Source organism: Pseudomonas gingeri (genome assembly GCF_013385425.1).
GTDB lineage: Bacteria > Pseudomonadota > Gammaproteobacteria > Pseudomonadales > Pseudomonadaceae > Aquipseudomonas > Aquipseudomonas gingeri_D.
In genome coordinates this window covers 35,987-58,647 of record NZ_JACAQA010000051.1, presented here as the reverse complement: position 1 = coordinate 58,647, position 22,661 = coordinate 35,987, and the positions used below count along the sequence as shown (strand labels likewise).

The window sequence follows — 22,661 nt, the reverse complement described above, 5'->3', positions numbered from 1 at the left end:
CCCGCGAGATCCAGACCTTCTGCCCATTGATCACGTACTTGTCGCCGCGCTTGACCGCGGTGGTCTTGATCCTGGTGGTGTCGGTGCCGGTGGTGGGCTCGGTGACGCCCATCGATTGCAGGCGCAACTCGCCGCTGGCCAGCTTCGGCAGGTAGAAGCGTTTCTGCGCCTCGCTGCCGTGGCGCAACAGGGTGAACATGTTGTACATCTGGCCGTGCACGGTGCCGGAGTTACCGCCGCAGCGGTTGACTTCCTCAAGGATCACCGAGGCTTCGGCCAGGCCCAGGCCGGAGCCGCCGTACTCTTCGGGAATCATTGCCGACAGCCAGCCGGCGTCGGTCAGGGCTTTGACGAAAGCTTCGGGGAAACCCTTTTCTTCATCGATCTTGCGCCAGTAGGCGGCATCGAATTCAGCGCACAGGGCACGAACACCCTCGCGAATGGCATTGAGTTCTTCAGAGTTGCGGTCAGTCATTATTATTCTCCTCAACGCGTCACGCACGGCATTGGCCCTGCGTGAGCGGGTTCGGGCATGGAGCAATCAGATCGGGTTGAAACCCAGCGCAGCGCGAAAGCGATTTTTGACGTAGTGACCATCACGCGGTGGCAGCACCCGTGGCGGGTTTTCCGCCTTGATCTTGATCGTCGCGAGCTTGACGCCATCGCGCGTTGCGAAGCGCTCGCGCAGGTTATGTACACCTTCCATGTCGCGGACTTCGTCGGTCCAGCTGAAGCCGCAGGTCTTCGCGACTTGATCGAGCTTGATGCCGAAGCCGGCATGGCTGACCTGCATGCCGGTTTCACCGAAATGGCCGTTGTCGAGCACGGCGATGGTCAGGTTGGCGGGCTTTTGCAGCGCAACGGTGGCCAGGGCGCCAAAGCCCATCAGCAGTTCACCATCACCGGTGACCACGATCACCGACTTGTCCGGCTGGGCGTTGGCCAGGCCCAGGCCGACGGTGATTGCGCTGCCCATGGCGGCCCAGAGGTAGTAATTCAGGTCGTGGTCACCGGCGGCCATGACGTCATAGGACGCTGACCCCAGGCCGGTCACGACCAGCACGTCTTTGCGGTCGGCCAGCAGAGCCTTGACCACTTCGCGACGGCACAGGGTGTGGTTTGCGCTTACTTGACCCATTTCTTTTCTCCAATCAGACGCTGACCGAGCAGCAGGGCACAGGAAGAATCACCGTTGAATGCCATGGTCGCCGCGCCGTGCAGCAGCGGGGCGACGTCTTTCGGATCATCGGCACGCCAGGTCATGACCTTCATCAGGTTCAGGGAGGCCTCGGTGGCCTGGCCCATGGGGTTCTGCCAAGCGTTGAATTCGGCCCAGTCGCCGCGCATGGTGACTACCATCAGCAGCGGGAAGCCGGCGCAGACCTGAAGCGCCAGGGTGTTGATACAGTTGCCGACACCGCTGGATTGCATCAGCAGCGCACCCCGTTCGCCGCCGAGCCAGGCACCGGCGAGGTAGCCGATCCCTTCTTCTTCGGTGGTGAGCACGACCGCCTTGATGTCCGGGTCCGCATACGACATGCGGATGGCCGCCGAGTGACCTGCGTCCGGTACGAAGACCACATGTTTGACGTCGTGGGCCTTGAGTACGCGGAATACGTCCTCCTGCCAATCCGTCCCTACGGTTTGTTCAGCTTCTGTTGACATGCCAGTCTCCCAAGCGGTGCTGCTTTTGTGTTTTCACACATTCTGGGAGGGATGGAAGGCAGCGACGACTACCGTTTTTGTCTTTGAGATATGCCCATTTTCTATAGCTCGGCTGTGGAGTCGCTGGGTATTGGGAAATTGCGATAGCCATGCGTTATTGGAAGGATAAAACCTGATTGCTGTGGACTGAGGACCAGGTTCAAGGCTTTAGTGTACGGCGATACAATTTAGGCATATCAGCTAGAGCGTGATCCGCTCTTATTAGGAAGGCAGGACTAGGGTAGTTTTCGGCTACGTCGTAACAGCACTTGGCCGACGCCACTACAACAATAAGATCCGAGGGTTACACCTATGTATAACAGCCTCTTGCAGTTGGCTTGCCCCGTCCTGTCCTCTGTCCATGATCTGTTTCACCCGCATCCACCCTCGGTCTGCCGGTACCGGCATTTCGCACTTGCCTTGTTCATTCCTTAGTTCGTCGGTTGCACACCGTCCTTTGATGGCTGTTGCCTGATCAAGGGATGTTGTTCCCGGCTATTTCCAGAAATACAACAACAGGTGCTCTATGAAAAACAGGCTACCGGCTGCGGCAGGCATTTTGATCGCCATGCTGCTGGGGATCTTTATCGGCTATATGATTTTCCTCAACTTCCCGGACAAGGCGATGGCCACCAAGGTGGCCGGTTACATCTCGATCGTCTCGGATATCTTCCTGCGTCTTATCAAAATGCTCATCGGCCCGCTGGTCTTCTCGACTCTGGTAGTGGGCATCGCGCATATGGGCGATGCCAGTGCTGTCGGCCGGGTATTCGGCAAAGCGCTGGGCTGGTTCGTCACGGCTTCATTGCTTTCATTGTCGGTGGGGCTGGTCATGGCCAACCTGCTGCAGCCCGGGCACAACCTGGGGTTGCCGTTGCCAGATGTGAGCAGCGTGACCAACCTGCAAACCTCGGTGTTCACCCTCAAGGATTTCGCCACGCACCTGGTGCCCAGATCTTTCGCGGAGGCTATGGCCACCAACGAAATTCTGCAGATCGTGGTGTTCTCGATTTTTTTTGGTGTCGCCTTGGCCTCCCTGGGAAAAAAGGCCGAGCGACTGGTGAATGTCATTGAGGATCTGTCCCATGCGATGTTGAAGGTCACTGGTTATGTGATGAAGCTTGCACCGCTGGCGGTGATGGCGGCCATGGCCGCGACCGTCGCGGTCAACGGGCTCTACATCCTGGTCAAGTTCGCGGTCTTCATGCGCGACTTCTATTTCGGGCTGATCGTGCTCTGGGCGATGCTGGTGTTTGCCGGCTGGATGTTTCTGGGGCGGCGTGTATTCAAATTGGTGGTGCTGATCAGAGAGGCTTTCCTTCTGTCTTTCGCCACGGCCAGTTCCGAGTCGGCTTACCCGAAGCTTCTCCACGCGCTGGATCGTTTTGGGGTCAAACGCAGGATCTCGAGTTTCGTCATGCCCATGGGCTATTCCTTCAACTTGGATGGCTCGATGATGTACTGCACATTCGCGGTATTGTTCATCGCCCAGGCGTATGGCATCGAGATGTCCATCGGTACCCAGACCAGCATGCTGTTGACGCTGATGCTCACCTCCAAAGGCATGGCTGGCGTGCCGCGTGCTTCGCTGGTGGTTATCGCCGCTACCCTGACCCAGTTCGATATTCCCGAAGCGGGTCTGCTACTGATTCTGGGGGTCGACACCTTCCTCGATATGGGCCGGTCGGCGACCAATGCCGTGGGCAACTCCATTGCAACGGCGGTAGTGGCCAAGTGGGAAGGGCAGTTGGTGAGCGAGGATGAGGCCGAACGCGCCGGTGCTGTGCTGGGGGCGTCGGATCGGGTCGGGGAGAAACCGCTGACGGTCTGATCCGTTCGGGGCACGGGTGCAGGATAAGAGGGTGAGCATTCACAAACGTGGTGGCTCACCCTTTTCGTTTATCCGAGGGAAGGTAGGTGACCACGCCAGCGGGTTATTGGTAAAGACGCAGGAGATGCACCTGCATATATAAAAAACCCTCACATTGCGCTGTCGTGGGCAGGCAGTGAGGGCAAAAGGGAACGCGGTGCAGGTGACGCTCAGGACTTGCGTTGCAGGGTGTGGTAGCCCAGTGCCGATCTGGCTTCCCTGAGGGATTTTCCTTCAGTGAGCAAGGCCCGGATGTTGGCTTCCACGGCTTCGATCGCGCGGGCAGACGCAGCCACTTCACGGGCGCGATCCCGGGGCACGATGACCACGCCGTTGGCATCCGCGACCACGATGTCCCTGGCGCAGACGCGGGCTTGGCCGATGGAAACCGGCTGATTGACCGACTCGACTTCGACCCGATCCTTGCCGGTGCGCATGAACCGGCCTTTGCTGAACAACGGGTAGCCATCACCTAGAGCCTTGCTGACATCCCGGCAGACACCATCGATCACGGTCGCGGCAATCCGTTTACTCCCGGCATATTGGGTCATGATGTCACCCCAGACGGTGCAGTCGGTGCGTCCGTCGTTGTCGATGACCACCACATCGCCTTCCGCCACGTCGTCGATGAAGTCGCCGACCGTGCCGGGTGGGCAGCTGGCGGTGACGTAGCGCACGGTGAAAGCCGGGCCAACGACCACTTGGCGGTAGTTATCCAGGGGCATCACGCCCAGGCACTGGCCAGGCAGACCCAGTTTGTCCAGGGCATCGGACACTCCAGGCGTATCCAGACCTTCAAACAGTGCAACCAATTCTCTGTCTTGGGGGGACATGTGTAACTCCTCGCAGTGATGACAGCATCGTTCATGAACAAGCCGCTCAAACGAGCGGCTCGGTTTTATTCAAGGGGGCTTCAGCCAGGGGAACTTGATCTCGCCCGTGGCTCGGAAATGGTCAGCAAGAGGACGAAACTGATAAATGATCCGATCGCCAGCCAGGCAAAGACATAGTTCCAGCCATAGTTGTCCAGCAGCAGTCCGGTAATGAAGGGCGTGGCCGCGGCGCCCAATTGACCGATCATGTTCACGATGGCGTTGGAGATGGGGAACGTTTTTTTGGTGGTCAGTCCCATCGGGTAGACCATGTAGGAAGAGAAGCCCAGGCTGAGGACGACACCGGTCAGCATCAACAATAACCCGTAGGGCAAAGGTTCGGCGGGTGAGCTGATCAGCAGGTACATCATCAGCGATGTGCCCAGTGCCGACAGCAACATGCCGGGTTTTCGCCGCCCACCGAGCAGCCGATCCGAGCAGAAGCCGCCGATCAGGTTCCCGAGTACCGCACCCACCCATGGCGCCGCCGATACCAACCCCATGTTCATGATCGAGAATTGTTTGACGGTCATCAGGTAAGTTGGAATCCAGGCCAGCAATACACTGGAGACGCCCAGTTGAAAGCAGTAGCTGGTGGCGCAGCCCCAGATGTTCCAGGAGGCGAACACCTGCTTGTTGGTTTCCAGGGGGGCTTCATGACGAGCCCGTATGAGACGATCCAGTCTATCCAACCATGCCGGGGTCTTCTGGGGGCTGGTTTGCTGGGCCGTCTGGGTACTGTCGGTTTCTTCGGTAATGTAGTTGAGCTCGGCTTCGTTGACGAACCGGCTGCGGGAAGGGTGATTGGTGACCATGAAATACCAGACCACCGCGAGGACAATGCCGGGTACGGCGAAAAAGTAGAAGATTTCTCGCCAGCCCCAGACCGAAATAATCACGGCACAGAGTGGCGGTACGATCACGGGACCGAACTTGACGGCGGACAGGAATATCCCCGAAGCCGTACCTTTTTCTCGCGGGGGAAACCAATTGTTGATAGTCGTGGTCATGCTGATCGGCAGCGGACCTTCAGCGACACCAAGGCCCAGGCGATACAGTTTAAGGGCAAACAGCGAGCTGGCCGTACCCACCAGGCCAGTCAGCAATGAGGTCAGTACCATGGCGCCTGGCAGGATCCTGCTGACCCCGAAACGGCCGAAGGCAAAGCCAGAAGGGATCTGTGCCAAGGCATAAGCCAATAGAAACATGCTAACCAAGCCACCGGCCTCAGCATTGCTCATATCGAACTCTTTACGAATAAATGGCAGGGCGACACCGAGGTTGGCCCTGTCGGCGGCAGCGATGGTGTAAATCAGGAAGATCAGGGCCGCAACCACCCAGCGGTAATGGCTACGCACAGCAGGTTTCATGACTTCAGGCAGGGACATGATGGTGGACCTTATTTTTCTATCGGTGTTGTCCAGCCAAAGTAGTGATTGTGACTCTGCAAAAAAAGCGACAAATACTCCTGCCAACAAATCGCTTTTATTGATGGGAGTGCACTGTGGAAGGCATGCTTTATAGCGTGCGCAGGCATAAAAAAACCGGGCTGAAGGCCCGGTTGCATGACGTGGGGAAGACCATCCTGTAGCGGGCTCCGCTTGCGCAAAAGCATCGCTCCTTGCGCTGGGCTACAACACCATGTGGCTGAAGTCACAGCACTGTGCCGCCAGACGCGCCACTTCGACGCTCAGGCCCTGAAGGCGATCGGCACGGTGTGCGGCGATGTAGTGGATGGGAGGCAATGGGGGCTCGGTTTCGATGATCTGCAACCGGCCCTGTTCCACCAGCGGTGAGAGGCACTGGCGAGGTAGGTAGCTGATGCCGATACCGGAGAGCGTCAGCCCCAGTTGGGCGATCAGGTAGTTGCTTTTGATCGTGCGGTTGACCCGGACATCGTTTTGGGCGAGCCAGCGCTCATAGATCAACCCGGTGCCGGAGCCACCGCCCTGGGTCAGTACGGTGTACGAGGAGATGGCCTGCATATTCATTACTCCGTTGCCCTGATGCAGTGAAGGCGCACACATCCAGGCGTTCTCCACCGAACTCAGCGGGGTGCTGACGAAACGGGCGTCGGCAAAAATGTCGGGCACGATGATCAGGTCGAGCTGATCGTTCTCCAATTTCGCCACCAACTCGGTGCTGAGTTCGATCGAAGGTTCCAGTACCACTTTGGGATAAGCGCTGCGGATGCCCTCGATCAGCACCGGTAGCCAAGTCATCGCGGTCAGTTCGGTGACGCCGATACGAAAGCGCCGGACCAGCACCTCCTTGGAACTGATGCGCTCAAGCAGGTAATCGCGTTGGCGCAGGATCTCCGAAGCCTGCTCGAACAGCTCCGTGCCTTTTTCCGTCAGGCGCGCACTGCGTTTGGAACGATCGAAAATGGGCATGTCAAAGGCGTCTTCCAGTTCCTGGATACGCTTGGAGACGGCTGACTGGGACATGTTCAGTTTCATGGCGGCGGATTCAAAGCTACCCAGTTCCACAATCCAGTAGATGGCTTCCAGTTGCTTGAACGTGATCATTGCTCAGGCTCGATTGAGAAAAAGTGATCCATTATTAATGAAATACATCGAGTCTGCCGAACCATAAAGCGAAACCCGGCGATGACCGGGTTCGTTCACATCCATTTGGATCGTCTCGGCCCCTTCAAAAACCGTTTGTAAGGGGCAGGGCGTCAAACCCGGGCAACATGCGGTTTTGTGTGCCCTTGCAGTCCGGTACGTTCTTCAATCTCACCGCTGCCGCTGATATACCCATAGCGCGACAGATTCGGCATCAACATCGAGGCGATGAACGTAATGGTTACGATCGCAGCGACGTAGAAGAAGAAATACTCCTCTATCCCCTGTGATCGAAGCGACAAGGCGACGTATTCGGCGGTGCCACCGAACACTGCATTGCCGACGGCATAGGGAAAGCCCACACCCAATGCACGTACCGCCGGGGGGAAGAGCTCGGCTTTGACGATCCCGGCAATCGGGGTGTAGAGCGACGCAATGGCCAGGCCAGCAAAGACCAGTAGGAACGCCGTAAATGGGCTACTCACCGACTGCAGCGAATAAAGCAACGGAATCACGAATAGCATGGCCAGCCCGGAAAACATCAACATATGAGCCTTGATCCCGATGCGGTCGGCCAATAAGCCGAACAGCGGCTGGCAGAGCATGAAGCAGACCAGGGCGGCCGTCATGATGAAACTGACCGTTTCCGGGCTGAGCCCGGCGGAGATCACCAGGAACTTCTGCATGTAGGTGGTGAAGGTGTAGAAGTACAGCGAGCCGCCGATGGTGAATGCCACCACCAGCGCGACGGCCCGTTTGTGTTTGAACATGCCGCGCAAGGAGCCGGCATCTTTGCGGGCCATGTCTTTTTTGCTGGCGGTTTCATGCATTGAGCGCCGCAGATACACCACGACGATTGAACTCAGGGCACCGATGAAGAACGGAATCCGCCAGCCCCATGTGTGCAATTGCTCGGCACTGAGGGTCTGCTGGAGAATGACCACGGTCATCAAGGCCAACAGTTGACCTGCGATGATGGTGAGGTACTGGAAGGAGCCATAGAAGCAGCGACGGCCGGGTGTCGCGATTTCGCTGATGTAGGTGGCGCCGGTGCCGTACTCCGCGCCGACCGACAACCCCTGGATCAACCTGGCGGCCACGAGCAGAATCGGTGCTGCAACCCCTAGGGTGTCGTAGGTTGGCATGATGGCAATCAACAGTGAACCGGCGCACATCATGAACACCGAGATGATCATCGAGGCCTTGCGGCCGCGAGTGTCGGCGAGCCAGCCGAAAATCCAGCCGCCGAGTGGGCGCATAAAAAAACCAACAGCAAAAACACCGGCGGTTGCCAGTAGTTGGCTGGTGGTGTCCCCTTTGGGGAAAAACGAAGCGGCGAAGTAGATGGCGGTATAGGCGTAAATGAAAAAGTCGTACCACTCCACCAGGTTGCCTGAGCAGGCACCGATGATTGCCTTTATGCGGCTTGGGGTATCCACGGGGCCGGTCTGGGCCACGTGGTTTTTCGAGCCTGTGATAGATGTCGACATGATGTTCACCCTTTCTTCAAGGCGAGGCGATACGAGGCGCACGCTAATGCGTGTCCGACGTGACTGACTCGATGGATTGATCGGCTTAACGAAGAGGCGTGAGTCCGCTCTCTGTCCGGTTTTCTGAAAAGAAGGGGGAGGGAGGATGCACGAGGGAGGCAAACGGCCCGTGGCCCAGAAAACTCGAATAAGCCAGGTCAGAACAAACGGTGGAAATCATGGCGCGAGCCCTCGAATCTTATTCTTGTAGTGAGTCGAGCGCTCTTCGGCGCTGACGTTGATTGCACGCTACCGCAGAGTGAGAAGGGCAATAAGCCGTCAAGCAGGCCTAACTGATATACCCAAATTCTATAGCTGGGCGTGCAGCCCTGGCAGGTAGGGGGATACAGCCCGCTCGACGGCCGCAAGCCCCGCAGCACGTGGTGTGCAGAGCACTCCAAGGCTCGTGAATACGGTTACACTGATTATCACTTTCGGCGCATATCGCGCCGAGCTCGATACTGACTGGCCCGGTAATGGATGTTGTTCAACTCAAAACCTTGATTCATGTGGCCGAGCTGGGCAGTCTCAGCAAAGCCTCGGACCGTCTTCATATCGCGCAACCGGCACTCAGCCGGCAAATCAGAATGTTGGAGAAAGAGCTCGGCGCCTACCTGTTCGAACGACACGGGCGGGGGATGGAAATTACCGATGTCGGCCGCGAAGTGCTGGCTCACGCGACTCGTATCATGGAGGAAATGGAGTCGATTCGGAGTTCGGTCGTCGGTGGCAGGTCGTCTTTCCGCGGAACGGTTGTCATCGGTACAACGCCGACAGTTGCCCAGATTGTCACTGTACCGCTGGTGCGCAAGATCCGTGAGGCGCATCCCAATCTTGCCGTCAGGTTTTCTTCGGCCTTCAGCGGTTACTTGCTCGATTGGGTTCAGCGCGGTGAGTTGGAGCTGGCCATTTCCTACGACCCTCAACCGCTGCATACGCTTCGAATCGTGCCGGTGATGATGGAGAACCTGCTGCTGGTTGGCCCCACTAGTGCCAACTTGCGCATCGATACGCCGGTGTCCTTCGAGTCTTTGGCCGAGCAGCAGTTGATATTGCCCAGTGCTCGACATGGCCTTCGCGTGATCATGGACAACTGTGCGCGGGAAGTCGGGATCAAGCTCAAGACCAGTATTGAGGCAGACTCGTTTGGCGCGATGATCGATCTGGTTCGCCATGGCTTCGGTCTGACGGCCTTGCCACTGGCGTCTATCTATTCGCAGGTCGAAGCCGGCGAGCTGTGCGCGGCGCCGTTAGTGGATCCCGTGCCCATGCGCAAACTGGTTCAGGTTTTTCCGGCGGACAGACGCGTCAGTCCCGCAGCTAAATTTGTTGGCGATGCCTTTATCGAAATTGCCGCTGATCTGGTCGATCGAAAAATTTGGGCGGGATACATGCTTTGAGTCATTGGCTGATGTGTCGCCCCCTGTGCGTCGGCCCCCTGCAATGACTGACCATCTTTGACCAACACCTTTTGAGGGAGCCCCCCCGTTGGCCTTCAACAATACGCCACTCGTACTCATCCCCGGATTGCTATGCGATGAGCGCCTATGGGCGCATCAAAAGGCTGCACTGGAACACGCCAGGCCCATCTGCATTCCCGATGTCTCTCTCGATGCCAGCATTGCGCAGATGGCGGAGCGAGTACTGGATGAGGCCCCTGCGTGTTTTGCACTGGCGGCCTTGTCCATGGGCGGTTATGTGGCCATGGAAATCATGCGCCGGGCGCCTGGGCGGGTGATGAAACTGGCCCTGATAGATACCATGGTGCGACCGGATGATGAGGCCCGAGCCAAAGCGCGACGCGGCCTGCTGAGTCTTGCCGAACTTGGCCGGTTCAAGGGGGTGACGCCACAACTTTTGCCCAAGCTCATGCATCCCCGTTGCATCGGTACCGCTGTTGCGGACACCGCCCAGGCAATGGCGCACGCGATAGGCAAGGACGGTTTTGTTCGGCAGCAACAGGCAATTATCGATCGCGCGGACTACCGACCCGTACTGGAAACGATTGCAGTACCTACCTTGATCGTGGTGGGTGAGAACGACGAGATCACGCCGCCGGTGGAGTCAGAAGAAATCCATCGGGGCATACCGCATTCACGTCTGGTTGTGCTGGCTGAATGTGGACATCTGCCACCGCTCGAGTATCCGCAGTTGACGACGCAACTGCTGAGTCGATGGCTTGATGTGTAGTTGTCCTGATGGACGTCATGGTCGGTCCGATCAACTGAAGGCGTCCAGGGAAAACTCGATAAAGCTGCGCAGCTTCGGGGTGACACGACGGTCGGGGGCATATAGCAGGTGCATCGGACGCGTCGGCACTTTGTACTCCGGCAGCAGTTCGATCAGCGTACCTTCGATCAAGGCTTCGCGTACCAACTCCACGGGCTGCAGCAGGATACCCAGGCCTGCCAGTGCCGCGCAGAGCAATGGCTCGCCGTGGTCCACCATGAGTCGGCTTGACACGGGGACCACAACGCGTCCTTCCGGCCCATCGAAGGTCCAGTGTGTGCGCAACTCGGTATGGGTAAATCCCAGGCAAGCATGGACTTGCAGGTCCCGAGGGCTGTTCAGTGGTGGATGCTCGGCAAGATAGGACGGAGCAGCACAGAGCGTCAGGCGGTATGGCGCCAGAGGGCGAGCGATCAATCCACTATCGGAAAGCGTGCCGATGCGGAACACAACGTCATACCCCTCGTCCACCAGATCAACCGCGCGATTGCTCAGCGTGAGCTCAACGTCGACCTTGGGGTGCTTCTTCATGAACTCCGGCAGTCGCGGTGCCAACGTGTGCATGCCGAAGCTGACCGGCGCATTGACGCGCAGCTTGCCCGTCGGCAGTGCGCGGGTCTCGGCGGCCAGGTTTTCGGCCGCATCCACTTCAGCCAGAATGATTCGCGCCCGTTCGTAGAACGCTCGACCGAAGTCGGTCAGGCTCTGTCGGCGGGTCGTACGTGTGAGCAGGCGGACCCCCAGGCGGGCTTCCAATGCTTGCACATGCTTGCCAACCCGTTGAGAGGACATCTGTAACGCCTCGCCTGCCGCACTGAACGAGCCCAAGTCCACAGACTTCACAAAGACTGACAAGCTTGTGAGTCGATCCATTACAAACCCTGCGTTTCAAATGATGATTCATTCTAGGTATTTATCGCAGGCAGGCACAGGTTCAGGATGCCTTTTCTCGTTTCGCATCTGTCAACAGTCTTTCCCAAGAGGTTTTTAAATGAGCATCAATCAAAACAAGGACGCGATGTCGCGATTCCTGGGGTTTATCAATAACGGTGGCGAATCTCTCGCGCGCGAAATCGTCTCTCCAGACGCCATTTTCCACGTGCCGGGGCGAGCAGAAGCGCTCAAGGGGCCCGCAGGGTACCTGGATATCCTTGCCATGATGCGCGCCGGTTTCCCAGACATCCAATGGACGCTTGAGGAGCTTATTGCGGAGGATGACAAGGTCGCCGCACGCTTTATCATGCGGGGGACTCACCTCGGTCACTTTTTCGGCGTAGCGCCCACCGGTAGGAAAATTGAGGTGCAGGCCATGAATTTCTATCGGTTCCTGGATGGCAAGGTCATCGAGGAGCGCGGACAGCCCGACCTCCTTGGCCTGTTGCAACAAATTGGTGCCGTCCCGGGCCAAGCATCTAACTGAAGCCTGGAAGCTCCATGGTCAAGGCCAATCCCCCGGCACCGGGAGTTCCTCTGGCCTGCGGCTACAACTGACCTCGGTTGCTTAAGACTCGGATAACATCACTTTTTTTCCAGAAATCGAGCTGGAAAGCGCTGTGCTCCGCATGATTGCCGAACAATCGATAGCGTGGAGAAATCACAGCGCTCAAACCACAATACTCAATGTGCTAGCAGGTTCTCGACACCCAGATCCTCGGGCCTGGCGACACCGAGCAGACCCAGGTCGCGCTTGAGTTCAGCGCCGATAAGTTTGAGTGCATGCCGCACGCCTGCTTCGCCGGCCACGGTCGCGGCGTAGTTGAACGGCCGCCCGATAAAGACCGCCTTGGCCCCCAGCGCCATGGCTTTCATGGCATCGGTGCCCCGGCGCACGCCGCTGTCGAGCATCACCGTCATATCCGGTACCGCCTCCACGATACGCGGCAGGATTTTCAGGGGGGCCACGCTCCCATCCAGTTGCCGCCCGCCATGATTCGACACAATCACCGCATCAGCACCGATGTGTTGGGCCCTCACCGCATCCCGTGGGTTCAGGATGCCCTTGATGATCAGCTTGCCCTTCCAGCGGCGACGAATGTCGATGACATGCTCCCAGGTGAGATGGCCTCGGTCCGAAAAGTCCCGCAGCACATTTCTTGAGAGGATAGGTGCGCCGCGAGTCGCGTAATTGTTCTCGAAATGCGGCATCCCGTGAACGATCAAGGTCCGCAAAAATGTTCCGAGCAACCACCGGGGATGCAGAAGCCCTTGGGCGGCCAATCTCAGGCTCGGACGCAGTGGTGTCGAAAAGCCCGCTCTGATGTTGTTTTCCCGGTTGGCGGCTACCGGCGTATCGACCGTCAGCACCAGGGTTTCAACAGGGGCTGCGGCAACGCGATCAATCAGGGCATTGATCTGTTTCCCCTCTCCCGGGAGATAGGCCTGGAACCAGGTACCCGGCGCTTGCTCCATCACCTCTTCCAGGCGGATCAATGAAGAGCCACTCATGATGCACGGTACCTTCGCCTGGGTCGCCGCGCGGGCCAGCACGATATCGCCGCGGTAGCTGGTCAGCGCGGCAATGCCCATGGGCGCAATGCCGATCGGAGACGAATAGGTTTCGCCAAGCAACCTCACCGACGTATCGACGTGCGCCACGTCCACCAGCACGTTTGTCAGGAAGCTGTAGTCCAGGAATGATGCCCGGTTTGCGATGGCCGAGAGTTCGTCTTCAACAGCGCCTGATACATAGGCGAAGAGGGGAGCGGGCAACAGGCGTCGCGCCAGGGGCTCGAAATCCTGGAGTGAAAGACAGCGGTGCAAGGGGGAGGGCATAGGGCTCATCCTAGAGGCGTGGGCTGCGGTGCGGCGCAAATATGATTACTAAAAGAGATGCTAAAACATAGATAAATATCGCTAAAAGTATTTTTTGATTCTCCCTAAGATCAAGTCTTCGTGAAAGCACACCTAATAACACCGGGAGATATCATGTTACTTCCAGGCACCCGTATCGAACCATCGCCTGTGCTTGCTTCTGATGCCTTGATCAAAGCATTTGCCTCTGTGGTGACACCTCATATCAGCGACAACATGGGGCGCCATATCGGTGCCCGAGGCCTGACGCGCTACAACCGCACAGGCAAGCTTGTCGGTACTGCACTGACGGTCAAGACCCGTCCAGGCGACAACCTCTACATCTACAAAGCGATGATGATGCTCAAGCCTGGTCACGTGCTGGTGGTGGATGGGCAAGGCGATACCAACAACGCCGTGATCGGCGAGCTGATCAAGTTGTATGCCCTGCAACGGGGTTGTATCGGCTTTGTCATCGACGGCGCGATTCGTGATGTGGCGTGTTTTGAGAACACCCCGTGCTATGCCAGAACGGTCGTGCACTGCGGGCCCTACAAGACGGGGCCGGGCGAGATCAATGTGCCGGTGTCCATTGGCGGGATGGTGATCAACCCGGGGGACATCGTTGTCGGTGATGAAGACGGATTGGTGGCTTTCTCCCAGGAGGCCGCCGAGCAAGTGCTGGCCAAAGCCCGTGAACACGAAGCACACGAAGAGCGGGTGAAGGCCGAGATCGCCACCCAAGCGATCGAACAATCGTGGATCAGCAACGCCCTCGTCAAAGCCGGCCTGATGTGAGGAGGCCATATATATCGGGTTTGTTGCTGTAAATCGCTTATAGTCGGATAAGGCTATATGCCATTATGCTCAAAATTCAGCGACAGGATTCCGGTGGCCCCAGGTCAAGGTGTTTACCTGAGCCTGTCCTGATTGGAGTGCTATTCAAGAGCAGGGTAAATGCATAACCCCATCGTCTCTCCATTGGCTCCAGTGCCCCTGTTCGAGTTGTCAGCGCGGGCACACACGAAAAAAAGACGTCTGGTCCTGGCCGCCGCTATCGGTAATGGCCTGGCGACTTATGATTTCACGGTCTACAGCTTTTCGGCAGTGGCCATCGGCAAGTTGTTCTTTCCTTCCGGCAACGCGTTTGCATCGCTGTTGCTGTCATTGCTCACCTTTGGCGCCGGGTTCGCGATGCGTCCGATCGGCGCGTTGTTCATTGGTCATCTGGCCGATCGCCAAGGGCGAAAGGCGGGCCTGACCTGTTCTATCGCATTGATGACGCTGGGCACCGCGTTGATGGTGTTTGCGCCGCCCTATAGCGTCATGGGGCCGGTGGCCACGCTACTGATCGTCGCCGCGCGGCTGATGCAGGGGTTCGCGGTGGGCGGCGAGATTGGCGTTTCCTCGGTGGTGCTGATGGAGCTGACCGCCCGGAAAAACCGTTGTTATGGGGTCAGCTGGCGCGCGGCGAGCCAGGCCGCCGCCGTGTTGGCAGGGGCTCTGGTCGGCGCCTTGACCACGATGCTGCTGAGCCCTGAGGTACTGCTCCAGTGGGGATGGCGCATTCCGTTTGCCGTTGGACTGTTGATCGGACCGGTCGGCTGGTACCTGCGTCGGCAAATGCCTGATGCTGCGATAAAAAAGTCCCGCCGCCCGGCCATGAAGACACTCCTGGCGCACCACTCCCGGCCGTTCTGGCTAGGCATCCTGTTGATGGCAACACCGACGGCGGGCATTTATATACTGGTGTTTTACATGCCCATTTACCTGGTCGGCACGCTGCATATGCCGGCGGCCGTCAGCCTGCTGTCCGCCTGTCTGTCGAGTACCCTGATTTTCATCGGTGTGCCACTACTGGCCCGCGTTGCCGACAGGCAACGCCTGCGCAAGCCGATCCAGTATTGGACGATGATCAGCAGCATCGTACTGGTTCACCCGGTTTTCCTGCTATTGACGACAGGGATTGGCGAGCCGCTCTCATTGCTGCTCATCGGTGGCTATTCGCTGCTGTTGCTGTGTAGCAACGCCGCCACCACGGTGATGATGTTGGAAGCCTTCCCCCGTCATTATCGGGCGACTTCCATTTCGACGATCTATAGCCTGGGAACACTGATTTTTGGCGGCTTTTGCCCCTTTATCGTGACCTGGATGATCGGCGTGACCGGCAATCCAATGGCGCCTGCCTGGTATCTGTTGGCCGTCATGTGTATCAGTCTGTTCGCACTGATCCTGTTTCCAGACAGCCTTCAACGACTACGCTCGATCAGATCCGCGAACCATTGCGCAGACGCTGCGACGCGATGAACCGCAGATCCTGTGGTGCCATTTCGTAGGTCCGACGAAAGGCTCGGCTAAAGTCCGAAGCGCTTTTGAAACCCAGCCCATAAGCGATATCCGTCACCGGCACGTTCGGGGATTTGACCAGTTCATCGGCCGCTTCGCGCAGCCGGCGATTGCGAATATAGGCGCCGAGCCCCCCCTCATGCTCGAACAGACGATAGAGCGTAAGGCGGGGTAATTGCAGGGCTTCCAACAAACGTTCGGGGGACAGTGAGGCTTGATGGAGGTTGGCCTTAATATAACGTCGGGCTTTGTCGAACATGGCCGCGCGCACCGCGGCACGTGCATTGCCGCTGAGTTTGCTCTGTTTGCCAAGCTCGGCGAGCAGCAGTTGCACACTCACATCGAAGGTGCTGCCCGCTTCATGTGCACTCAGTCCGGGAAGGTTCCTGGAAAACGCCAACACCTGCTCAATGAACAATTGCATCAGGGGAGAAGCGTTTTCAAACACTCTGCCGTGGATGGCTTCTGCATGGGGGAAGGCAGCGTCCACAACCGGTCGGGGTACGAAAAATGTCAGCACCCGGCAAGCGCTGCGTTGCATGCGTATCGGCTGATTCAGATCGGTGACGAAAATACTGGCGGTCGAATGCCCTTGACGAAGTGACAGGCCGCCCCTCCCGACGGACTCGATCCCCCCCGACGTGAATACCTGAAAGACATAATCGCGCTGGGTATCCGTGGAGATACGTGCCACTGAACGATCGAGCACCATGGTATCGCTGAGGCAATCGGTAAAGCGCCCAGTGCCGAGATCGTATCGGTCGATGACTCCCTGGAAAGGGGCTTCGACTTGCGTCAATGAAGGCAACACATCGATGACATGGCCGACCCGCTCCCGCCAGGCCAGCAACTGCCGAGGTACTGGCTCACCACTGACATTGAAGTGATGGTGCTGGAGTTCGAGAACAGGCCATGGACCACCATAAGGCTCTTTGATTGCGGGGCTATCCATCCAATTGTCTCCGCCAAGGCGTCGGTCGCCACACGTTAGCGCAACGCTACACTCAGGTTCAAAAAAGTTCAGCAACTGATACGCACGGTCAAGTGCTTTCCGGAAAATCTGGCAAAATGCCACCCTGAAAAATTAGCGCCTAAAAAGCTGCCAGTCAGGCCGTGATTCAGGAGGACGAGCTGTTCTGCATGGTCGATCCCGAAAATCACAATGACCCTTTTATTACCGTTGGGGAAAACACCGCATGCACTCGTCCAGACATCCATCATCACGAACACCAGGCCGCTTGACGGTCCTGGCCATCGCCATTGCCTCGGCGTTGGCCGCAGGTCAGGCCAGTGCCACCCCTCCTGCTATTGGTCTTAACAACAGCACCCCGCTCCCCTCGCTGAACAATCCGCTGGGGACCAGCATTAATGGCGGCGTTAACGGGATTGTCAACTCCTCCAGTATCGGAACGTTGAGCAACAGCGGCACTGTCTCTGGCGGCAGCGGTGGCATTTACAACAGCGGTACCATCACTTCGCTGAACAATGAGACGGGCGGCACCGTCTCTGGCGGCGACACGGGTATTAGCAACGGCGGCAACATAGGGACGTTGAGCAACAGCGGCACCATTCACGGTGGCTCCTCCTCTGGTGTTTACAATTACGGCAGCATCGGGACACTGAGCAACAGCGGCAGTATTTCCAGTGACACCAACGGTGTGGCTAACTTCGGTACCCTCACCTTGCTGAACAATGAGACGGGCGGCACTATCTCTGGCGGGCTCGTGGGTATTTACAACGGCGGCGCCGCTACTCTCAGCTCGCTGAACAACGAGACTGGCGGCATTATCTCTGGCGGGCGCACGGGTATTTACAACGCCGGCAGCATCGGGACCCTGAACAACAGCGGTTTCATCACGGGTAACCTATACGCCCTTTACAACATTTCAGCGGCGACTCTGGGCACTGTTACCAATGCCGGGACCATCGCCGGCGCGATCCGCAATGACGCGGCGCAGAGCCTGACAATCAACGGCGGTACAGGCTCGGTGTTCGGCATCCTGACGGGAGCAGGCGACGGTAGTGTGAGCACCAGCAACATCGGTCAGATCACCAATAGTTTCTCGAACCTGGTATTTGGCTCTGGCAACCTGTTGCTCAATGACAACATCACCGTTTTGGGTGACCCTACCCATACGGTGTCCAACCTGGCGGCCACGCTGCAGGTCAATAACACGATCCATATCAACGGCAATTACCAGCAGGGCGCCAACGCCAGCCTGATCCTCGGCGTGGCCGACAATGCCGTGACCACCGGTAATGTTGCCACCGACAGCGGTTACGGCCGCCTGGTGGTGTCCGGCAGCGCGAACATCGCTTCGGGTTCCACGATCGGTTTGCAGAAGCTGGGCAGCTATGGTTTTGCCCAAGGCCAACGCTACGTGGTGATTCAAGCCAACTCCACGGGGACGAACTACAACGCCAACACCCTTCACTACACGGTTGCGGGTTTTAACGCAGCGGGCACCAGTGTGGCCGATGGCGCCAACAGCGACTTGTTGGTAACGCTGGGGTCGACAGCGCCGCTCAACCAGGCCACCAGTGCCAATGGCACCGCCCCCCTGGCCGGGCTGTTCCATTACGACGGTCTGAATGCCGACTTGATGAACCTGTTCAACGCCGCTGCCGCCCTCGACTCTTCGGCCGCTGGCAACCACGCCGGGGCCCAGTTGAGCCCGACCGCGAACGCCAGTGCCGCCACCCAGGCGTCGACCGCTTCCACCGTACAAGTGCTCAATGTCGCCGCGGCGCACCTCGATGGGTTGCGCACCGCACAGAACGACAGCGTCGGCAGCGGTGTCGCCACAGGCGAAAGCGCCAGCAACACCGGGCTCTGGGGCCAGGCCTTCGGCGGCAGTTCGCGCCTGGGTGAACGCGACGATATCGCCGGTTACCACGCCCGCTACAGCGGTTTCCTGCTGGGCGCCGATGCCGCGTTCAACGACAGCTGGCGCGCCGGTGGCCTGTTCAGCTACACCAAGACCACGGTCAACAACGACGGCGACAACAGCGGCAGTTCCGCCGATGTGAAGTCTTACGGTCTGTTCGGCTACGCCAGCTACCAGGGCCAGCCGTGGTATCTGGACCTGTCGCTGGGGGCCATCCAGCATCAGTACGATACCCAGCGTGAAATCAGTTTCAGCGGTTTCAACGGCGCGGCCAAAGGTCAGCATGACGGGATGCAGTACATTGCTTCCGCCCAGGCTGGCTACCCGATCGACCTCGGCCCGACCCTGGCTCACACCATCCTCACGCCGATTGCCGGTTTGACCTACAGCACCTTGCGTCAGGATAGCTACACCGAGAGCGGCGGCAATGGCGCGGCGCTGCACCTGGACTCCAGCAACACCACTTCGCTCAAGAGCGACCTGGGCGCCAAGCTGGAGCGTTCCTTCGCCACCTCTTACGGCAGCGTGGTGCCTTCGGCGCAACTGACCTGGCGGCATGAGTACCACGACAACGGCCTGCAATCGGTCGCCAACTATGCCGCCGACACCTCGGGCGCCACCAGCTTCACCAGTCCGGGCGCGAAAGCGATTGCCGACACCGGCGTGCTGGCGTTGGGCGTGACCCTGCTGCACAGCGAAAACCTCAGCCTGGGGGTGAAGTACACCCTGGAGGCGGCAAGCGGTTACACCGCCAATACCGGTGATGTGCAGGTGCGCTGGAACTTCTGATCCGCTACATTGCGCCTAACCGAAAACGCCTGTTGTTCAGTGATGAACAATGGGCGTTTATCCGTCAGTGGGCAGCGGATGTGGACGAAAATCCTTTGCACAGTAGTCTCTACTCCCTATTTGAAGGCCCCCCATGAGCGGCACACCGACAACTCCCGGTACTCCACAACTGACGTTTGCCGAAGCCATGACGCTGGCCCATCAACACTGGAACGCGGGCCAGGCACAACAGGCCGAGCAACTGTGCCAGCGGATCCTGGGGCAATGGCCGCAACAGGCCGATGCCCTGCATTTGCTCGGGCTGATTGCCCACGCCTTCGGTCGTCTGGAGTTGGCCGTGAGCTACCTGCGCCAGGCTTGCCAAACACTGAGCGCACCGGCGATCTACTTCAGCAACCTGGCCGAGATGTGCCGCCAGCAAGGCCTGCTGGTGGAGGCCGAACAGGCGGCTCGACAGGCTGTTGCGCTGGACCCCGCGCTGGTGGATGCCTGGAGCAACCTGGGGATCATCCTGCAGGAAAGCGGCAAACTGGACGACAGCCTCGAGTGTCTGCAGCGCGTCGTGGCGCTGCGGCCGCAAGTGGCACAAGCCCATAACAACCTGGCCAATACCTATCGCCGCCTGGATCGACAAGACCACGCCGGTTGGCATTACAAGCAGGCGTTGAACCTCGACCCGAATTACGCCGAGGCCTACAGCAACCTGTGTTTTTTACTGAGTTCACAAGGGCATTTCGATGAGGCGGTGGCGGCCGGACGACGAGCTGTCGAACTCAGCCCGCGGCTGGTCGATGCGTACCTGAATATCGCCGAAGCCGAAACTCAACGCTTGAACCATGGCGAAGCGTTGCGTTGGTTGGATGCACTGTACCGGGTTGCCCCCGGCCATGTCGGTGGCTTCACGGCACGGGCCATGCTCTTGAAAAAGGGCGGACTCTTCGACGAGGCCCTGCACTGCGCGCGGCAAGCGTTGGCATTGGCACCCAATGACGCCAGTGTGCACAACGCCATGGGCAATGTGCTTCAGGCCAGCGGCCTGCACGATCAGGCCCTGGAGCATTTCAATCAGGCGGTGGCGTTGCCTGGCTCGGTGACCGAAGAGGCGATGATCGCACGGGGCACGCTGCTCCTGGAAAGTGGCCGCAAGGAAGAGGCCGCCGTGGCCTTCGAACAGGCGCTGAGCGCGTTTCCGGGGTCGATCCGCGCACTGACGGGGCGTTCGGACAGCAAGACCTTTAAACCCGGTGATACCGATATCGCGGCCATGGAGGCCGGGTTGGTGCGCGAGGGCGGTCTGCTGCTGGCCGACAAACTGTTGGCTCACTTTGCCTTGGGCAAGGCGTATCTCGACACGGGCGATTCCGCGCAAGCCTTCCATCACCTGGATAGCGGAAACCGACTCAAGCGCTCCACCTTTGCCTATGATTCCCAGACCACGCGGCAATGGATGCAGAGCATTGCCGGGTTGTTCACCGATGAATTTCAATCCGCGCGGCAAGGGCAGGGAGCGGCATCGTCGCTGCCGGTCTTTATCATCGGCATGCCACGCTCCGGCACTACCCTGATCGAGCAGATCCTGGCCTCCCATCCGCGGGTGCAGGGCGCGGGGGAATTGTCGTCGCTGCGTCTGGCGGTGGAAAACCAGGGAAGATTTCCGCAAAACCTGGCCAACGGCTCGGCGCCGGATCTGGCCAGGATCGGTCATGACTACCTGGAGCGAATCAAACCCCTGGTCGACGCACGGGATCGCCTGGTGGACAAGATGCCGGGCAATTTTGTCTATGCCGGCCTGATTCCGCTGATCCTGCCTGGTGCCCGTATCATTCACTGCCGCCGCGATCCGGTGGATACCTGCCTGTCCTGTTACAGCAAGCAATTCAGCGGTGATCAGCCGTTCAGCTACGACCAGACCGAATTGGGGCAGTTCTATCGCGATTATGAAGCCTTGATGAGTCACTGGCGCCAGCTGCTGCCCGCCGAATCCTTTATTGAAGTGGACTACGAGTCGGTACTGGACGACCTTGAAGGACAGGCCAAGCGCTTGATCAGCTTTATTGACCTGCCGTGGGACGAGGCCTGCCTGGACTTTCACAAGACCCGGCGCGTGGTGCGTACCGCCAGCGTCAATCAGGTGCGCCAGCCCCTCTACAAGACTTCGAAAGGCCGCTGGCATGCCCATGCCGAACAGCTTGGGTCGCTGTTGGCGGCGCTGGGCCTTGCCGAGGCATGAAAGGCTTGAACTGGGGGCTGTTCACTTTTCTGTGTGCGTTGCTGGGAATACTCGCCGGCTGTGCCGATCCGAACCGGCATGCCGAAACCCTGGCGCACAGTGCGCACCTGCAGCGAGAACAGGTCGATACCGACAGCTTTGTGCTGACCAGTTTTTACCGGATAACCCGTCCTGACCTGCCGCTGAACCTCTACATCGAGGGCGATGGCCTGGCCTGGCGCTCACGTACCACGCCGTCGGAAAATCCAACGCCGCATCAGGCCGAGGGCCTGGCGTTGGCGGCGGCGGATCCGGGGCCCAATGTTGTGTACCTGGCACGCCCCTGTCAGTTCACGCCGCTGGCGATCAGCCCGCGCTGTGATAAAGCCTACTGGACGCAAAAGCGCTTTGCCGAGGACGTGGTGGTGGCGATGAACCAGGCCGTGAGCCACTTTGCTCTCCAGGTGCCAGGCCAGCGCATCCATCTGGTCGGTTATTCGGGAGGTGCCGCCCTGGCGGTATTGATTGCTGCCAGGCGTAGTGATATCGCCTCGTTGCGCACCGTGGCCGGTAACCTCGATCACGCCGAAGTCAATCGCCTGCATCAGGTGTCGGCGATGCCGGAGTCGCTCAATGCCATCGACGTTGCACGCCAGGTGGCGTCCATCCCTCAGCTTCACTTCAGCGGAGGCGATGACAGTGTCGTGCCGCCGGTGATTGCGCGGCGTTTTGTCAGCGCCACTGCCGGTGTCTGCGCCTATAGCCAGATTGTGCCGGGCATGGGTCATGAAAGCGATTGGGCGCGCCTCTGGCCGCAATTACTGCTTATCGCTCTGCCGTGCTCCTCGAGTCGTTGAGTGCGCTGCCT

19 protein-coding genes are annotated in these 22,661 nt (G+C 58.8%); 9 read left to right on the top strand and 10 right to left on the bottom strand.

The genetic code is table 11. The features are described 5' to 3' along the window. The 3 genes from HX830_RS31675 to HX830_RS31665 form a co-directional block, all read right to left on the bottom strand. The coding region (locus HX830_RS31675) for an acyl-CoA dehydrogenase family protein (protein WP_177104767.1) at positions 1-475 on the bottom strand (475 nt) is incomplete at its 3' end. A gap of 66 nt (positions 476-541) precedes the next feature. Continuing rightward, positions 542-1,138 (bottom strand): thiamine pyrophosphate-dependent enzyme, encoded by a 597-nt coding sequence (locus tag HX830_RS31670; protein ID WP_177104766.1) that lies wholly within the window; start codon positions 1,136-1,138, stop codon positions 542-544. Continuing rightward, positions 1,126-1,665: a thiamine pyrophosphate-binding protein gene (locus HX830_RS31665; RefSeq protein WP_177104764.1), complete on the bottom strand. Its 540-nt coding sequence runs from the start codon at positions 1,663-1,665 to the stop codon at positions 1,126-1,128. The genes HX830_RS31670 and HX830_RS31665 overlap by 13 nt, the downstream gene beginning before the upstream one ends. A 565-nt stretch (positions 1,666-2,230) precedes the next feature. Between HX830_RS31665 and HX830_RS31660 the strand changes: the two genes are divergently transcribed. Further along, positions 2,231-3,535, top strand: a complete 1,305-nt coding sequence (locus HX830_RS31660) for a dicarboxylate/amino acid:cation symporter (RefSeq protein WP_177104762.1) — start codon at positions 2,231-2,233, stop codon at positions 3,533-3,535. 209 nt (positions 3,536-3,744) lie between these two features. Here the strand turns inward: HX830_RS31660 and HX830_RS31655 are convergent, their stop codons facing one another. From HX830_RS31655 to HX830_RS31640, 4 genes are all read right to left on the bottom strand, one after another. Beyond that, positions 3,745-4,407 (bottom strand): RraA family protein, encoded by a 663-nt coding sequence (locus HX830_RS31655; protein ID WP_103495580.1) that lies wholly within the window; start codon positions 4,405-4,407, stop codon positions 3,745-3,747. Between the two features lie 80 nt (positions 4,408-4,487). Further along, positions 4,488-5,834 carry an MFS transporter gene (locus HX830_RS31650; RefSeq protein WP_177104760.1) on the bottom strand — a complete coding sequence of 449 codons (1,347 nt, stop codon included), beginning with the start codon at positions 5,832-5,834 and terminating at the stop codon, positions 4,488-4,490. 243 nt (positions 5,835-6,077) lie between these two features. Continuing rightward, positions 6,078-6,974 (bottom strand): LysR family transcriptional regulator, encoded by an 897-nt coding sequence (locus HX830_RS31645; protein WP_103495582.1) that lies wholly within the window; start codon positions 6,972-6,974, stop codon positions 6,078-6,080. Between the two features lie 152 nt (positions 6,975-7,126). Continuing rightward, positions 7,127-8,503, bottom strand: a complete 1,377-nt coding sequence (locus HX830_RS31640; RefSeq protein ID WP_177104758.1) for an MFS family transporter — start codon at positions 8,501-8,503, stop codon at positions 7,127-7,129. 515 nt (positions 8,504-9,018) lie between these two features. On the opposite strand from HX830_RS31640, the gene HX830_RS31635 reads away from it, so the two are divergent. Then, positions 9,019-9,942 carry a LysR family transcriptional regulator gene (locus HX830_RS31635; protein WP_177104756.1) on the top strand — a complete coding sequence of 308 codons (924 nt, stop codon included), beginning with the start codon at positions 9,019-9,021 and terminating at the stop codon, positions 9,940-9,942. A gap of 88 nt (positions 9,943-10,030) precedes the next feature. Next, positions 10,031-10,732, top strand: a complete 702-nt coding sequence (locus HX830_RS31630; protein ID WP_177104754.1) for an alpha/beta fold hydrolase — start codon at positions 10,031-10,033, stop codon at positions 10,730-10,732. Between the two features lie 30 nt (positions 10,733-10,762). Here the strand turns inward: HX830_RS31630 and HX830_RS31625 are convergent, their stop codons facing one another. Continuing rightward, entirely contained in the window at positions 10,763-11,644 is an 882-nt protein-coding gene (locus tag HX830_RS31625; protein WP_103495584.1) for a LysR family transcriptional regulator, read from the bottom strand. A gap of 118 nt (positions 11,645-11,762) precedes the next feature. On the opposite strand from HX830_RS31625, the gene HX830_RS31620 reads away from it, so the two are divergent. Further along, the gene (locus HX830_RS31620) at positions 11,763-12,191 is read left to right on the top strand and encodes an ester cyclase (protein ID WP_177104752.1); all 429 of its coding nucleotides are present in this window, start codon (positions 11,763-11,765) and stop codon (positions 12,189-12,191) included. Positions 12,192-12,388: 197 nt separating this feature from the next. Here the strand turns inward: HX830_RS31620 and HX830_RS31615 are convergent, their stop codons facing one another. After that, positions 12,389-13,543 (bottom strand): alpha-hydroxy acid oxidase, encoded by a 1,155-nt coding sequence (locus tag HX830_RS31615; RefSeq protein ID WP_177104750.1) that lies wholly within the window; start codon positions 13,541-13,543, stop codon positions 12,389-12,391. Positions 13,544-13,696: 153 nt separating this feature from the next. Between HX830_RS31615 and HX830_RS31610 the strand changes: the two genes are divergently transcribed. Both HX830_RS31610 and HX830_RS31605 read left to right on the top strand, forming a co-directional pair. After that, on the top strand, positions 13,697-14,359 hold the full coding sequence (locus HX830_RS31610; protein ID WP_152740794.1) for an RraA family protein: 663 nt from the start codon (positions 13,697-13,699) through the stop codon (positions 14,357-14,359). Between the two features lie 159 nt (positions 14,360-14,518). Then, positions 14,519-15,868, top strand: a complete 1,350-nt coding sequence (locus HX830_RS31605; RefSeq protein ID WP_177104748.1) for an MFS transporter — start codon at positions 14,519-14,521, stop codon at positions 15,866-15,868. On the opposite strand, the gene HX830_RS31600 is transcribed toward HX830_RS31605, so the two are convergent. After that, positions 15,828-16,859, bottom strand: a complete 1,032-nt coding sequence (locus tag HX830_RS31600; RefSeq protein WP_152740796.1) for a helix-turn-helix domain-containing protein — start codon at positions 16,857-16,859, stop codon at positions 15,828-15,830. The genes HX830_RS31605 and HX830_RS31600 overlap by 41 nt on opposite strands. A gap of 244 nt (positions 16,860-17,103) precedes the next feature. Between HX830_RS31600 and HX830_RS31595 the strand changes: the two genes are divergently transcribed. The 3 genes from HX830_RS31595 to HX830_RS31585 all read left to right on the top strand — a co-directional run bounded on the left by HX830_RS31595 (position 17,104) and on the right by HX830_RS31585 (position 22,650). Continuing rightward, the gene (locus tag HX830_RS31595; protein ID WP_177104746.1) at positions 17,104-19,584 is read left to right on the top strand and encodes an autotransporter outer membrane beta-barrel domain-containing protein; all 2,481 of its coding nucleotides are present in this window, start codon (positions 17,104-17,106) and stop codon (positions 19,582-19,584) included. 133 nt (positions 19,585-19,717) lie between these two features. After that, positions 19,718-21,814, top strand: a complete 2,097-nt coding sequence (locus HX830_RS31590) for a tetratricopeptide repeat-containing sulfotransferase family protein (protein WP_177104744.1) — start codon at positions 19,718-19,720, stop codon at positions 21,812-21,814. Then, a complete protein-coding gene (locus tag HX830_RS31585) occupies positions 21,811-22,650 on the top strand; it encodes an alpha/beta hydrolase family protein (protein WP_152740799.1) in 840 nt (279 codons plus the stop codon). Before HX830_RS31590 ends, HX830_RS31585 begins: the two co-directional genes overlap by 4 nt. Positions 22,651-22,661: the final 11 nt, after the last annotated feature.